This window comes from Mesorhizobium sp. M0166 (assembly GCF_040322255.1).
In the GTDB taxonomy this organism is placed as follows: domain Bacteria; phylum Pseudomonadota; class Alphaproteobacteria; order Rhizobiales; family Rhizobiaceae; genus Mesorhizobium.
In genome coordinates this window covers 108,311-121,128 of the sequence record NZ_JAMYTD010000010.1, presented here as the reverse complement: position 1 = coordinate 121,128, position 12,818 = coordinate 108,311, and the positions used below count along the sequence as shown (strand labels likewise).

At 61.1% G+C, this 12,818-nt stretch carries 17 protein-coding genes; 5 read left to right on the top strand and 12 right to left on the bottom strand.

What is annotated here, in order from left to right; all coding sequences use genetic code 11:
- Positions 1-27: 27 nt before the first annotated feature.
- From kdpC to NKJ46_RS14190, 10 genes are all read right to left on the bottom strand, one after another.
- The gene (gene kdpC, locus NKJ46_RS14235; protein ID WP_352665616.1) at positions 28-597 is read right to left on the bottom strand and encodes a potassium-transporting ATPase subunit KdpC; all 570 of its coding nucleotides are present in this window, start codon (positions 595-597) and stop codon (positions 28-30) included.
- Between the two features lie 12 nt (positions 598-609).
- Positions 610-2,703 (bottom strand): potassium-transporting ATPase subunit KdpB, encoded by a 2,094-nt coding sequence (gene kdpB, locus NKJ46_RS14230; protein ID WP_352665614.1) that lies wholly within the window; start codon positions 2,701-2,703, stop codon positions 610-612.
- Positions 2,700-2,930: a hypothetical protein gene (locus NKJ46_RS14225; RefSeq protein ID WP_352665612.1), complete on the bottom strand. Its 231-nt coding sequence runs from the start codon at positions 2,928-2,930 to the stop codon at positions 2,700-2,702. Before NKJ46_RS14225 ends, kdpB begins: the two co-directional genes overlap by 4 nt.
- 7 nt (positions 2,931-2,937) lie before the next feature.
- The gene (gene kdpA / locus NKJ46_RS14220) at positions 2,938-4,641 is read right to left on the bottom strand and encodes a potassium-transporting ATPase subunit KdpA (RefSeq protein WP_352665611.1); all 1,704 of its coding nucleotides are present in this window, start codon (positions 4,639-4,641) and stop codon (positions 2,938-2,940) included.
- 25 nt (positions 4,642-4,666) lie between these two features.
- Positions 4,667-4,756, bottom strand: a complete 90-nt coding sequence (locus tag NKJ46_RS14215; protein WP_023675300.1) for a K(+)-transporting ATPase subunit F — start codon at positions 4,754-4,756, stop codon at positions 4,667-4,669.
- Between the two features lie 334 nt (positions 4,757-5,090).
- On the bottom strand, positions 5,091-6,572 hold the full coding sequence (locus tag NKJ46_RS14210; RefSeq protein WP_352665610.1) for a hypothetical protein: 1,482 nt from the start codon (positions 6,570-6,572) through the stop codon (positions 5,091-5,093).
- A 112-nt stretch (positions 6,573-6,684) separates the two neighbouring features.
- Positions 6,685-6,867 carry a hypothetical protein gene (locus tag NKJ46_RS14205; RefSeq protein WP_352665609.1) on the bottom strand — a complete coding sequence of 61 codons (183 nt, stop codon included), beginning with the start codon at positions 6,865-6,867 and terminating at the stop codon, positions 6,685-6,687.
- Positions 6,867-7,055 (bottom strand): DUF3606 domain-containing protein, encoded by a 189-nt coding sequence (locus NKJ46_RS14200; RefSeq protein ID WP_352502669.1) that lies wholly within the window; start codon positions 7,053-7,055, stop codon positions 6,867-6,869. Before NKJ46_RS14200 ends, NKJ46_RS14205 begins: the two co-directional genes overlap by 1 nt.
- 128 nt (positions 7,056-7,183) lie before the next feature.
- Positions 7,184-7,414, bottom strand: a complete 231-nt coding sequence (locus NKJ46_RS14195) for a hypothetical protein (protein WP_352665608.1) — start codon at positions 7,412-7,414, stop codon at positions 7,184-7,186.
- A 214-nt stretch (positions 7,415-7,628) separates the two neighbouring features.
- Positions 7,629-8,063: a DUF3597 domain-containing protein gene (locus NKJ46_RS14190; protein WP_352665607.1), complete on the bottom strand. Its 435-nt coding sequence runs from the start codon at positions 8,061-8,063 to the stop codon at positions 7,629-7,631.
- 322 nt (positions 8,064-8,385) lie between these two features.
- Here NKJ46_RS14190 and NKJ46_RS14185 point away from each other — a divergent pair, with 322 nt between their 5' ends.
- The 4 genes from NKJ46_RS14185 (at position 8,386) to NKJ46_RS14170 (ending at position 10,954) form a co-directional block, all read left to right on the top strand.
- On the top strand, positions 8,386-8,811 hold the full coding sequence (locus NKJ46_RS14185) for a cupin domain-containing protein (RefSeq protein ID WP_352665605.1): 426 nt from the start codon (positions 8,386-8,388) through the stop codon (positions 8,809-8,811).
- A gap of 120 nt (positions 8,812-8,931) precedes the next feature.
- Entirely contained in the window at positions 8,932-9,540 is a 609-nt protein-coding gene (locus tag NKJ46_RS14180) for a YdeI/OmpD-associated family protein (protein ID WP_352665604.1), read from the top strand.
- Positions 9,541-10,002: 462 nt separating this feature from the next.
- Positions 10,003-10,275 carry a hypothetical protein gene (locus tag NKJ46_RS14175; protein WP_352665603.1) on the top strand — a complete coding sequence of 91 codons (273 nt, stop codon included), beginning with the start codon at positions 10,003-10,005 and terminating at the stop codon, positions 10,273-10,275.
- Positions 10,276-10,546: 271 nt separating this feature from the next.
- The gene (locus NKJ46_RS14170) at positions 10,547-10,954 is read left to right on the top strand and encodes a hypothetical protein (RefSeq protein ID WP_352665602.1); all 408 of its coding nucleotides are present in this window, start codon (positions 10,547-10,549) and stop codon (positions 10,952-10,954) included.
- Positions 10,955-11,299: 345 nt separating this feature from the next.
- On the opposite strand, the gene NKJ46_RS14165 is transcribed toward NKJ46_RS14170, so the two are convergent.
- Positions 11,300-11,491, bottom strand: a complete 192-nt coding sequence (locus NKJ46_RS14165; RefSeq protein ID WP_254816854.1) for a hypothetical protein — start codon at positions 11,489-11,491, stop codon at positions 11,300-11,302.
- Between the two features lie 3 nt (positions 11,492-11,494).
- Complete coding sequence (locus NKJ46_RS14160) at positions 11,495-11,701, bottom strand: hypothetical protein (protein ID WP_352665601.1); 207 nt, start codon at positions 11,699-11,701, stop codon at positions 11,495-11,497.
- 365 nt (positions 11,702-12,066) lie between these two features.
- Between NKJ46_RS14160 and NKJ46_RS14155 the strand changes: the two genes are divergently transcribed.
- Positions 12,067-12,783 carry a pentapeptide repeat-containing protein gene (locus NKJ46_RS14155; protein WP_352588401.1) on the top strand — a complete coding sequence of 239 codons (717 nt, stop codon included), beginning with the start codon at positions 12,067-12,069 and terminating at the stop codon, positions 12,781-12,783.
- The last annotated feature ends 35 nt before the right edge of the window (positions 12,784-12,818 follow it).

Genomic DNA, 12,818 nt, shown 5'->3' with positions numbered 1-12,818 from the left:
TTCGGTGTCGATCCCGGCGCCGGTCCTTCACTGTTTCATCGCATCGTCCAGCGCAAGGTTGAGGGCCAGCACATTGACCACCGGCTCGCCGATGAATCCCAATTCGCGATCCTCGACATGGCCGTCGACAAGCGATTTGATCCTGGATTCATCGACGCCCCTGGCCTTGGCCACCCTGGCAATCTGAAAATAGGCCGCATCGGGGCTGATATGCGGATCAAGCCCGCTGCCGGACGTGGTGACCAGATCCATCGGCACCGGCTGGTTCGGGTTTTCTGCTCTCAGCTTTTCGGCGTCGCTCTTGATGCGGTCGATGAGCTTCGGGTTGGTCGGGCCGAGATTCGAGCCGCCCGAGGCGGCGGCATTGTAGCCGTCGCCGGCAGCCGACGGGCGGCCATGGAAATAGCGGTCGCTCGCGAAAGCCTGGCCGATCAGCTCGGAACCGACGAGCTTGCCGTCCTTCTCGATCAGGCTGCCATTGGCCTGGCGCGAAAACAGCGCCTGGGCAATGCCGGTCATGCCGATCGGATAGACCAAACCCGTCAGAACGGTGAAGAAGACGATCATGACGATCGCGGGCCGGATTTGATTGAGCATCGACGTGGTTCCTTATGCGAGACCGAGAGCAGTGATGGCCATGTCGATCACCTTGATGCCGACGAAGGGGACGACGACGCCGCCGAGGCCATAGACAATGAGATTGCGGCTGAGCAGCGCACCGGCGCCGACCGGGCGGTATTTGACGCCCCTTAGCGACAGCGGGATCAGCGCGATGATGATCAGTGCGTTGAAGATGATGGCCGAGAGAATGGCGCTCTGCGGCGTTGCCAGATGCATGACGTTGAGCGCTTGCAGCGGCCCGGCAGTCTGGCCCGGGGCGATGTAGAAGACGGCGAATATTGCCGGGATAATGGCAAAATACTTGGCCACGTCGTTGGCGATGGAGAAGGTGGTCAGCGACCCGCGCGTCATCAGCAGCGCCTTGCCGATTTCGACGATCTCGATCAGCTTGGTCGGATCGCTGTCGAGATCGACCATATTGCCGGCCTCGCGCGCCGCGACCGTGCCGGTGTTCATGGCAACGCCGACATCGGCCTGCGCAAGGGCCGGCGCATCGTTGGTGCCATCGCCGCACATCGCGACCAGCTTGCCTTTGGCCTGCTCGTCGCGGATCAGCTTCAACTTGTCCTCGGGCGTCGCCTGAGCAAGGAAGTCGTCGACACCGGCTTCCGCCGCAATCGCAGCCGCGGTCATCGGATTATCGCCAGTGATCATCACCGTGCGGATGCCCATGCGACGCAACTCGGCAAAACGTTCTGCGATGCCGCCCTTGATGATGTCCTTCAGATGGACGACGCCGAGCAGGCGCCCGTCGCGCTCGACCGCCAGTGGGGTGCCACCCGATTTGGCGATCTCGTCGGCGATCGCCTGGAGGTCGCGGACGGTGTCGCTGCCGGGGCGCGTACTGCCTGTGGCAACGGTCGAGAGGTTGACGTGGGCAAGCACCGCATCGACTGCGCCCTTGCGGACCGAGGAGCCTTCCAGATCGACGCCGCTCATGCGGCTTTGCGCGGTGAAGGGCACGAAAGTCGCGTGCAGGCTTGCCATATCGCGGGCGCGGATGGCGTATTTTTCCTTCGCCAGCACGACGATCGAGCGGCCTTCCGGCGTTTCGTCGGCAAGCGAGGCAAGCTGGGCCGCGTCGGCCAGTTCCTGTTCGGTGACGCCCTTGACCGGACGAAATGCCGTCGCCTGACGGTTGCCCAGGGTGATGGTTCCGGTCTTGTCGAGCAGCAGCGTGTCGACATCGCCGGCCGCCTCGACGGCGCGGCCCGACATTGCTAGCACGTTGAAGCGCACCAGGCGGTCCATGCCGGCAATGCCGATCGCCGACAGCAGGGCGCCAATTGTGCTCGGGATCAGGGTAACGAACAGGGCGACCAGCACGGTCACCGAGATATAGCCGCCCGAATACGAGGCGAAGCTCGGGATCGTCGCCGTCGCTAGCACGAAGATCAGCGTCATGCCGACGAGCAGGATGTTGAGCGCGATCTCGTTGGGTGTCTTCTGGCGCTCGGCGCCCTCGACCAACGAGATCATGCGGTCGAGGAACGTATGGCCGGCAGCCGCAGTGATGCGCACGCGGATCCAGTCCGACAAGACCTGCGTGCCGCCAGTCACCGCCGAACGATCGCCTCCGGATTCGCGGATGACCGGTGCGGATTCGCCGGTGATCGCCGCCTCGTTGACCGACGCCACGCCTTCGACCACCTCGCCGTCCGAGGGGATGATGTCGCCGGCTTCGACAAGCACGATGTCGCCGACCTTCAGGCTGGTGCCGGGCACCAGTTTGAACTTGCGGCGGTCGCCGCCGTTCAACAGCTTGGCCTGCGTCTCGGTTCGCGCCCGGCGCAGCGAGTCAGCCTGCGCCTTGCCGCGGCCTTCGGCCACCGCTTCGGCGAAATTGGCGAAAAGCACTGTGAACCACAGCCAGATGATGATCTGCAGCGTGAAGCCAAGATCGCCGCCGCCGGTGACGAGGTCCTTGACGAACAGCACGGTGGTAAGTGCCGAGACGACGGCGACGACGAACATCACCGGGTTTCGCATCAAAGTGCGCGGGTTCAGTTTTCTGAAGGAACCGCCGATAGCGGGCCACAGAATGCGCGTGTCCATGATGCTCACGGATTTCGACGGGCTCATTTGGTGGCTCCAGTGTCGGTAATGTTGGACGGCGCCGGGTGCTCGCTCTTCGGGAACAGGCGCGGAAGGGCGGAGGCCAGCAGCCACAGCACGAACAGCACGGCTGCCATGCCGAGGAAGGTGGAGACCGTCGGAAAAGGACGAGGCGTCTCGTCCCTCCCGTCATCCGGCCTTCCGTCATCGGGTTGGTGACGGTCGTGCCGACGTATGAGGTTGAACCAGGGCATCGCCGTTTCAGAATGTCTGACCGTGAATCATCGCCAGGTGCTCGACGATCGGTCCGACCGCCAGGGCCGGGAAGAAGGTCAGGCCACCGACGATCAGGATGACACCGACCAGCAGCCCGACGAACAGCGGACCGTCGGTCGGGAAGGTGCCGGCGGAGGCAGGGACGGTCTTCTTCGCAACCAGCGAGCCAGCAATCGCCAACGCCGGAATAATGACCAGGAAGCGGCCCATCAGCATGCCGATGCCGAGCGTTATGTTGTACCAGGGCGTGTTGCCACTGAGGCCGCCAAAGGCGGAGCCATTGTTCGCCGCGGCCGAGGTGTAGGCATAGAGAACCTCGGAGAAGCCGTGCGGGCCGGCGTTGGCGCTGGAAGCAACGCCGGTCGGCAGCACCACCGCGATAGCGGTGAAGATCAGCATTGCCAGCGGCAGGCAGAGCACGGCCAGCATTGCCATCTTGACCTCCTTGGCCTCGATCTTCTTGCCGAGATATTCGGGCGTGCGCCCGACCATCAGCCCGGCGACAAAAACGGCAATGACGATGAACATAAGGATACCGTAGAAGCCGGCGCCGACGCCGCCGACAATGACCTCGCCGAGCTGCATGTTGATGATCGGGATCATGCCGCCAAGTGCGGTAAAGCTGTCATGCATGGCGTTGACCGCGCCGCAGGACGCGGCGGTGGTGATGACGGCAAACAGTGCCGACAAAGCGATGCCGAAACGGCTCTCCTTGCCCTCCATGTTGCCGCCGTCGATGCCGAGGGCATGGACCAGCGGATTGCCGGCGGCCTCGGCCCAGTAGCAGACGGCAACGCCGGCGATGAACAGCACGCCCATAGCCGACAGAATTGCCCAGCCCTGGCGCTGGTTGCCGACCATGCGGCCGAAGACATTGGTCAGCGCCGCGCCGAGGGCAAAGATCGTCACCATCTGGATCAGGTTGGAGATCGCATCGGGATTTTCGAACGGGTGCGCGGCATTGGCGCTGAAGAAACCGCCGCCATTGGTGCCGAGCATTTTGATGGCAACCTGGGAAGCGACCGGCCCGACCGCGATGGTCTGCTGCGCCCCTTCGAGCGTGGTCGCGTTGACGTAGGCAGCGAGCGTCTGCGGCATGCCGAGATAGACACAGATCAGCGTCAGGACGATGCAGAACGGCAAAAGCAGATAGAGCGTGCAGCGGGTCATATCGACCCAGAAATTGCCGATGGATTTGCCTGAGGCCCTGGCAAAGCCGCGGATCAGTGCGACCGCAATGGCGATCCCGGTCGCCGCCGACAGAAAATTCTGCACGGTCAAGCCGGCCATCTGCACGAGATAGGACATCGTGCTTTCGCCGCCGTAGTTCTGCCAGTTGGTGTTGGTCATGAAGCTGGCGGCGGTGTTGAACGCCAGCCCAGGTTCGACGGCGGTCATGCCGGCCGGATTGTAGGGCAGGCCGCCTTGCAGCCGTTGCAGCAAATAGAGCACCAGGAAGCCGGCCAGGTTAAAGAACAGCAGGGCCGCCGCATAGGAGGTCCAGTGCTGCTCCTCGCGCTCGCTGGTCCCTGATATGCGGTAGAGCCCGCGCTCGAGCGGGGCCAGAATTGACGACAGGAATGTGTGCTCGCCGCCGAAAACGCGATGCATGTAGCCGCCGAGCGGCTTGGCCAGCAAAACGACGATCCCGCAATAGACGAGGATCTGCAGCCATCCGTTGATTGTCATGGGGTTGGCTCCTTGCCAGCGGAGATCAGAAGCGTTCCGGGCGAACGAGGGCGTATGTCAGGTAAGCGAGAAGAAATAAGGTTACGGCGCCGCCGAGGATATAGTCGAAGAGCATGTTACGATCCCATAAACTTATAGCTTGTCGCAGGCTTTGATGTAGCCGAAGCATAGAGCAAAGAACGCAATTCCAGTCGCGACAACAACTATATCCACCGTGCATTTCCTTATATTTTGTTTGCTCCGTAAACTTGGACAAAACTGTCCAAGCCCGCGCGCCGCATCATATTGACGGCCGGATACATCGCTCCGGCGAATATGGATCAAAGTGCCATAAAGGTTCGAGACGGGACGCCGAGCAAAGAAATTAAAATCCCATAAGGATTTCGGCGTCTCGGCGCTGGCCACAGCTTCAGGAGGGAGGTGCGCACCGGCGCGCCAAGCTGCCGGGATCAGTCCGCGCGGGTGTAGATCACCGCGTAATCGTCCGCATAGGCCCGCTTCCAGCCCAGTTCGTCGAAGAACGGAATGCGGCTGTCGTCGGCGGTCAACAATGCCCAGTCTATCGTATATTTGTCGAGTTGGGTTTTCAGGATCGGCTTGCCCCGGCTGTGCCCAGTCTGTTCATCCGTTTCCGTAAAGCCATCCAGGAAGAGCTGATCCGCGCGGCCGTCGATAAACGTCCTGATGCCGTGGAAAATCAGCGTGCCGCCGAAATCGTAGGAGTTCAGCAGATTGCCCGACAGATTATGGGTTTGGGCGAAGGCCAGTGCATCCCTCGCCGAGGTCTTCTGGCTCGGCGCGACCGGATAGGTCGTGAAGGCGGCAGCCGCCAAAACCAGTAAAACGGCAATTCCAGCGCAAATCCTGGAAAATTGCCGTGCGAAAAATTGTTCGAGTCCGTCGCGCTTTTCCGCCGCCCATTTCTCGGCTGAAAGCGCTGGATATTGTTGCGCGACCTCGACGGCAAGGACCACCGGCACGAGAAGAAAGAACAGATACATGAACCGTATGTGGGTGAGATACACGTGCAACGTGAAGACAAGGAACAGCGCCTTGGCCCAGCCAATGCGCAATCTCGACACGAGCAGCCCGAAAAACGCCACGAGCAGGGCCACCTCCTGGAGGGTGTGCCGTGAGGCGTCGAACGGCTGCCACTCCGCAATGTAAGGCACCGCCTCATTGCCATAGGCCACGGTGAATGTTGCGAGTATGGCCTTGACGCCATAGGGATTGAGCAGGCTGACCAGCGGGCAAAGCAGCCCGAAAGCGATCCACTTGGCAAGCAGCCGGGGGTTCGACAAGCGCGTGCGCATGAGCAGATCGAGGCCGGCGAAGGCGGCGATGACGAAACCGAAGGTGAAGGTGGCGTGGAGATTGGCCCACAGGCAAAGCAGCGCCAGCAGCCATAAAGGCGGTGCTTTCTCGTTGCGTGCGGCCTGGAAAAGACCGGCGGTCCAGACGACGATGATGGGCAAGGTAAAGATGTGCGGCCGGGCGACGTAGATCGGCCCGATCAACAGCGCGAGCACCAGCGTCAGGCCTATCGCCAGCGTCGGCTTCAACCACGCGCTGAGACACCACGACGTCAAGAAGGCCGTCAGCGCGATTACTGCAGTCGCCAGCAGCACCACGCCATTCCAGCCGCCGGCTTCAAAGGCAATTGCAAGGAGAACCTGGCTAAGCCATTCCTTAGCGATCCATGGCTGGCCGGCAAAAGTGTAGGAATAGATGTCGACGGTGGGGAATGTGCGGCTTGCCAGCATATCCATGCCGACCTTGATGTGCCACCAGCTATCGGGATCCTGCAGGAGGGAGGTGGCAAAGGCGAGGAGCGCCGCCGCCATCACGACCGCCGCCAGCAGGCAAAACACCAGCCTCACATGCCGTATGTCGTCTATCGACGGCCTCGCCTCACCAGACATCCCGCGCATATGGCATCCCTGAGCCGCGATAGCGGAAGGGATAGGCCGAATTTGTTAGAAAACCGATAAGCTGCAGATTGCGGTTACAACCCTGTGCCGCCCGTCCAACCGGTTCGGCGGCTCAGCCCTCGGCCTTGAAGTTCTTGGCTTCCTTCTCGACCTTCGGGCTGTCCCTGCCGTGCTTGCGCATCAGATCCTTCGCCTGCTTCGGCGAAACGTCGGTGGTTTCGGCCAGGCGCAGAGCCTCCTTTTCGTCCGGATCGCGCGTCTTGCGGTCGGCCATTGCGGTTTTCTTGTCAGCCATTACGACGCTCTTATGCTCTCGGCGATTTCGTTCAACACCTTGCGGTCGGTGCCGTGGCGCTTGATCAGCGTGCGTGCCTGCTCCGGGGTGATGCCCGCTTCCTCGGCGAAGTGACGTACCTCGTAGTCTTCGCCGCCCGCCACTCGTGAGCGGTCGCGACTGTCGGTCTTGGTTTTGTCGTCGGCCATGGCAGCTCTCCTCATCTCAACGAGAGCATAACGGGCAAGATTTCAGCGAGTTCCTTCGAGCGTGTCGCCCTCGCCCAGCGCTGCCAACCGCCCGCCACTGGGCGCAGCCTGGTATTCGTTCTGGATTGCTAATGGGAGCGATGGTCGAACACGACGCCCATGGTCCTACCAACGGCCGTCATGACGATAAGCTCGACCAGATCGTCGTCACTGTCGCGGCAGGCAGGGGCCGTCCTGCGAACGATGTCCAGCATCGCCCTCGTCGATATGGTGTCGCCGGCGCCGAACCGTGAAAGCGCAGATGAAACAAGCTCTTGGGCCGTCAAGTCGGCGACCGTCACCCGCTGCACCACGTTCATTGGCTTCCTCCCACCATGAACCCTCTCCCGGGAGAATGATACGCCGAACGTCGCGTTTCACCAGCGAAATGGTGGTCCTACCAGCGTGGGGCCAGCGACCGAAATCGTCGGTTTTGCGCGAGGCAATCCAGGCGCGAGGCGGCAGCGCTTTTGTGCCATGCCACGTCGCCAAAGACCGATCCCGGCGGCCGGGATCGGTCTCAATTTTATGACTCTAGGCGGCCAGGTCGCTCGGAAGCTTGCCGCCATTCTCGGCCAGCTTTTTCATCAGTGCGTCGTGCAGCCACAGATTCATCGTTACGGTGTCGTTCATGTCGCCGGTGTAGTTCAGCTCGTGGGCAAGCTCCTTGCGGGCGCCGAGGCTGCTGTCGATATTCAGAGCCTTCATCAGATCGACGATCGAATTCTTCCAGTTGAGCTTTTGTCCCTTTGCGGCCACCGCCTTGTCGAGAATGGCAGCGATGTCCGGGGCAGAGGACGGCGCGGCCGGCGCGGCCAGGGCCGGGGTTGCAGCCGGAGCGGATCGGGTAGGCGCCGTCGGCTGGGTGGCCGTGCTCGAAGCAGGCGCGGGAGACGGTTGCGCCGGCGGCGCTTCGGCCGCAACCGCGTTTCCGAAAATCGCACCTTTGATACTGTCGAAAATGCCCATTGCTATCTCCTGTGTTGGCTTGACGGTATGTTGCTTTGACGGTCGGTAAGGCGACCGTTGCCGAATGTCGCATTGAGCGCCCTGGTTGTACCGGACCACGAACGCAACGCAGGGGGCAACTCCAAACTGGCTAAAAGGTAAAGGCTTGGTTGCATTGGGGAATCGGCTCAGTGAGCCGGCCCGAGAGTAGAATAGGTTGGATCGCGGCCCAACAAATCGTCACGCGCAATGGGCGAGGAAACGGTTGGCAGCCAGTTTTGCTGACGCAGACTAGAAAAATCATCTAGATTCGTGTTCGCAATTCGCTGAGAGGAACGAAGCCATGACAGCAGTCGTCGCATCCGACAGGCTCGAACGTTCGACGGTTTGGGCTGAGGACGACCCGTCGGTCAAATGGGCCGGCGCTTTCGCGGTTTACGGCGGGCACGGCACCACCCAGTCCTCGGTCATTGTCTACGAGATCGAGCCCGGCAAGCGGCTCGGCTGGCACAGCGACGCCACAGAGGAGACGCAATACATCATCGCCGGCACCGGCGAGCTACATATGGAGGGCGGCACCACCCACCCGGTCGGGCCCGGCAGCGTCCTGGTACTTCCGACGCCGGTCCGGCACGACCTCGTCAACACCGGCACCGAAACCCTGCGCGCCGTCGCTTTCTTTGCGGCGGCGATGTTCACGCAGACATTCGACGACGTCATGCTGCCGCCGAAATCCCATGTCCTCGGCACGCCCAATCGTGCGGGCTGAATGCGTGCCGGCGGGAACCATCAGGCCTGCGGATTGCGGACTTGGAACTGATATGGGCGCGCGCGCGGCTGGCAAGGGGTTGGGCGTCGTTACGCACCTGTGTCACGGGCGGACCGGCTGATGGCGCCCGTCAAGGTCGACCCCACCAAGGTGCGCGAGTTCAGGGATGCCGAAAGCTTCCATGCCTGGCTTGGCGAGCATCACGACAGCGAGGACGAAGTCTGGATCAAGATCCATAAGCTCGATTCGGGGCTGCCGTCGATCACGCCGAAGCAAGCCATCGATGTGGCGTTGTGCTGGGGCTGGATCGATGCGGTGCGAAAGGCGTTGGACGGCAAAAGCTACCTGCAGCGCTACACCCCGCGCGGCAAGAAGAGCACCTGGAGCCAGATCAATGTCGACAATGTCGCCCGGCTGATTGAGGGGGGCCGGATGACCGAGCACGGGCTGAAGCAAGTCGAGGCAGCCAAGGCCGATGGCCGCTGGGCGCGCGCTTACAAGAGCGGTAAGGAGATGAAGATCCCCGACGATCTGCAGGCGGCAATAGACGCCGAGCCCAGGGCGAAAGAGATGCTGGCAAAGCTCAGCGGGCAAAACCGCTTCGCGCTCGCCTTCCGCACCCACAACATGAAGACCGAAGCGGGACGCAAGAAGAAGATCGCGGCGTTCGTGGAGATGCTGAAGCGCGGCGAGACCATCTATCCGCAACGAAATCGCGATTCTGGTTGAACATTTGGCCGCGCTTGTCTCCGGCATCTTGTGCTTGTCCCTGTCGGCGAGCCCCGAATGCGGCCGGATCGCAGCTCAGGCGCACCTTCGATCCTGGCGATGTCGCCGACGACTTGTTTTCGACGAGCGTCGCCCGGCACTTCGACACCAGCTCTCATTCGTTTAGTTGATGCAGGAAAAAAGTCCCGTCCTCACAGTCGGTATAGTATATTAGCAGGCGCTGTTATGAGGTTTTTGCCCGTTCAGGAGCCGACTGGCACGTGGGCCGTGTTTGATGCGACCGTGGACGTGCCTGCGGATTTCGCTGGCAGTTGCCTTATAGGCCTGCCGCGGGAGCGGGCGGAGTGGCTCGCAGCAAGAGCCAATCGAGATGCTGCAAAAGGCACTTCGATTTGCCGGTTGTCAGTTGCCGGGCCAGCACAAGCCGCGGTTCTTAGACTTAGACCGTTAGGAGAGATTTCGATGATGCACGAACAGGTAATGGAAGCTGCGTTGGCAGCCAGAAATCAGGAAGTGGATATTTGTGGTGTCTTCGACATCACCAACAAAACCGATGCGCCAATTGGCTCTCGCCGATTGGGCGAGGCTATCCACTTTGTCGCCAATGCACCTATCGTTGGCTATGATGTTCACGCCGCCGTCATCAGATATGGCCCACTCGGAACCCCCAGCCTCAGAGCAACAGATTGCGCACAGCTGTGGGAGAGGTTTGGCGAGGCCTTGCTGCAACACTGAAGGGCAGACCTTTGGCGCGTATGGCACCACCATCGTGCAGGACACTTCCCTTGTGAGAACGACATGGAAGCCTGGCGGGTGATATTGCAATCAAATTAGCGTGAGCGCATATTTTTTGCCGGCTGGCCTCGCAAACCGGCCAGACCCGGTGGCCGGCCGCCAACGGGCCGTCAGGCTGCCAACAAATGGTTCGGCAGGCCCGACGGTCCCCTTGGCAAGGTCGCCGGAAACAAAGCATGATGCGGCGGCAAAACGGGTTTGGGAGAATGACATGCCTAAGGTTTCGGAACTCTTTTTCAAGACAGCCATCGTCTTTCTTATTCTGGGAATTGCCGCTGGCCTGCAGATGGCAATTTCAGGCGATCACGGCGCGTTTCCGGCTCACGCGCACATCAACCTGCTGGGTTGGGTCACCAGTGCAATATTCGGCGGCTATTATGCGCTGAACCCGGCGAAGGCTGCCCGCAGGAGCGCGATGATCCACTATGGCGTCTATAATCTCGGCCTGGTCGTGATGCTGCCGGCGCTTTACCTGATGCTGCAGGGAAATCCGGCACTCGAGCCGATCGTCGCCACCGGCTCAATGATTGTCGCTGCCGCCGTGCTGATCTTTGCCTTCGTGGTTTTCTCCACCGAAACAGAGCGCTCGGTCTCGGGAGTACAAGCGGTCCCGCGCTAGACGAGGCAGCGATGGTGCCGAGCTATCAATGCCCGTGCTTCTGGTGAAGCGCGGGCCGATTGGTTGTAGGCTGATCTGAGGCAAGGGTGCGGCGAGATGAAAGCCGCGCAGTAGCCTTCGCGCGCCCCTCTGCCTGCCATGCTGCTTGTCGCGGCCTTCATTCTGGCGTTGTGCCTGCGTCCCTAGGAAGGTGAAAACATCGACACTTCTTGGATCTTCGCCGAAACGACTGCCTTGTGCTTTTGGGGCGCGACGCCCAGCGAGCGCAGGTGCGACGTTGATGCAGCCTTGTTGTTGGCGACGCAGCATGACGGGGTCATCGTCAAACGACGGTAGCGCGCGGACCTACTGTTGCGCGAGCCGGTCCCCGAGCGTGTTTGCTTCGGCCAATCTTGCCAGCGATTGTTCGACTTTCTGCGCCGAGGCGTCTGTGCGCTTGATGTGCCGTATCATTTGCTGCCTCAGCAGCGCGAGCCTTGCGACGCGATATTCGTCGCCGTATCTCGCAGTTTCAAGGTGGAGGGTCGCGAGCATCATGGGTCAATTCCGATCGATCTTCGTCATGCGTTCCCGGGCCTCAATGACGCGTTTTTGCTCAGACCGTATGCGGTCGCACAACGCGAGATTGACGGCGACACAGCCATCGTTCAACAACAGTTCATTCGCACGCTTCAGCGAGCGCTCGGCCCGTTTAACGCGCAGCCTGGCATTGGCCAGTTCGAAGCTAAAAATATCAATCATCATCATACCGCTTCGTTTGCGGTCCCTTCGATTGTTAACCGGCGTCGATCCCATTTGTTCCGACTGCACGCGGCGCAGCGCCAGGAAGGAGCTTGTCTTTTGCCCGTGCTGGGCCGTTCGCGATGGCGGGGCATGCTAGGTGGGCGGGCTGGTGCAAGGCGAAGGTGTGAAGGCCTGGCCCGTAACCACGTTCTGTTCACTCTGGCTAATGTAAGCTGGCCGCCTAGAATTCGCCGCGAAGGTGTTTGACGCGGAGCTTCACACCAGGCTTGACCCACTGCGCCGCGAGCACAGCCATGTGGTCACCGTGGCTCGAGTGTCAGCAGATGTGGTAAGGGTGAGTGTCGGCGAGTAGCAGGGGTCCAGCAACAATGACTTTGAGGCGAACCAGAGCTTACGGCACATCCGGCTTGGTTCTAGCGGTTTGCACTGTGTTTGCTTGGCAGAACGCCGCTGCCGCTCAAAATTGCGACGCAGCCGCGACGCCTGGCGTCAATTGGCAAGAGTGTGACAAGAAGCTTCTCATCCTAGATGGACAGGACCTGAGCGGGGCGAATCTGTTCGGTGTTGATTTCACTTCGACCGACCTCAGGAACACCAATCTCCGTGCGGCAAATCTTGAGAAGGCAACGCTTGTGCGTGCTTCCCTGGCCGACTCGACCGCCAAAGGCGCCCGGTTTGACAGAATCGAGGGCTACAGGACCGACTTCAGCCGTATGGACGCGCAGGGCGCTGTGTTTGCGAGCGCGGAAATGCAGCGCTCGAATTTCCAGGACGCCAATCTGACCAATGTTGATTTCACAAAGGCAGAACTGGGGCGTGCGCAGTTCCATGACGCCGATATCAGCGGCAGCCGCTTCTCGTTTGCCAATCTCGCACGGGCGGACTTCCGAGGAGCGAGGTTCACCGCGCCGATAGACTTTGACCGCGCCTTTTTCTTTCTGACCCGTATCGAGGGCGTCGACCTTTCCAATTCGGCGGGTCTGTCCCAGTGGCAGCTCAACATGGCTTGCGGAGACGCCCGGACCGAGTTGCCTTCTGGCTTGACGAGGCCTGAAGATTGGCCCTGTCAATTCCAGCAGGAATAGTTGTCGGCTAGCGAACTGCGGCAATGCTGCACCCG

Bases quoted from the DNA above. Each gene is read 5' to 3' on its own strand.
- kdpC (WP_352665616.1), bottom strand. From the start codon at position 597: ATGCTCAATCAAATCCGGCCCGCGATCGTCATGATCGTCTTCTTCACC.
- kdpB (WP_352665614.1), bottom strand. From the start codon at position 2,703: ATGAGCCCGTCGAAATCCGTGAGCATCATGGACACGCGCATTCTGTGG.
- NKJ46_RS14225 (WP_352665612.1), bottom strand. From the start codon at position 2,930: ATGCCCTGGTTCAACCTCATACGTCGGCACGACCGTCACCAACCCGAT.
- kdpA (WP_352665611.1), bottom strand. From the start codon at position 4,641: ATGACAATCAACGGATGGCTGCAGATCCTCGTCTATTGCGGGATCGTC.
- NKJ46_RS14215 (WP_023675300.1), bottom strand. From the start codon at position 4,756: ATGCTCTTCGACTATATCCTCGGCGGCGCCGTAACCTTATTTCTTCTC.
- NKJ46_RS14210 (WP_352665610.1), bottom strand. From the start codon at position 6,572: ATGCGCGGGATGTCTGGTGAGGCGAGGCCGTCGATAGACGACATACGG.
- NKJ46_RS14205 (WP_352665609.1), bottom strand. From the start codon at position 6,867: ATGGCTGACAAGAAAACCGCAATGGCCGACCGCAAGACGCGCGATCCG.
- NKJ46_RS14200 (WP_352502669.1), bottom strand. From the start codon at position 7,055: ATGGCCGACGACAAAACCAAGACCGACAGTCGCGACCGCTCACGAGTG.
- NKJ46_RS14195 (WP_352665608.1), bottom strand. From the start codon at position 7,414: ATGAACGTGGTGCAGCGGGTGACGGTCGCCGACTTGACGGCCCAAGAG.
- NKJ46_RS14190 (WP_352665607.1), bottom strand. From the start codon at position 8,063: ATGGGCATTTTCGACAGTATCAAAGGTGCGATTTTCGGAAACGCGGTT.
- NKJ46_RS14185 (WP_352665605.1), top strand. From the start codon at position 8,386: ATGACAGCAGTCGTCGCATCCGACAGGCTCGAACGTTCGACGGTTTGG.
- NKJ46_RS14180 (WP_352665604.1), top strand. From the start codon at position 8,932: ATGGCGCCCGTCAAGGTCGACCCCACCAAGGTGCGCGAGTTCAGGGAT.
- NKJ46_RS14175 (WP_352665603.1), top strand. From the start codon at position 10,003: ATGATGCACGAACAGGTAATGGAAGCTGCGTTGGCAGCCAGAAATCAG.
- NKJ46_RS14170 (WP_352665602.1), top strand. From the start codon at position 10,547: ATGCCTAAGGTTTCGGAACTCTTTTTCAAGACAGCCATCGTCTTTCTT.
- NKJ46_RS14165 (WP_254816854.1), bottom strand. From the start codon at position 11,491: ATGATGCTCGCGACCCTCCACCTTGAAACTGCGAGATACGGCGACGAA.
- NKJ46_RS14160 (WP_352665601.1), bottom strand. From the start codon at position 11,701: ATGATGATGATTGATATTTTTAGCTTCGAACTGGCCAATGCCAGGCTG.
- NKJ46_RS14155 (WP_352588401.1), top strand. From the start codon at position 12,067: ATGACTTTGAGGCGAACCAGAGCTTACGGCACATCCGGCTTGGTTCTA.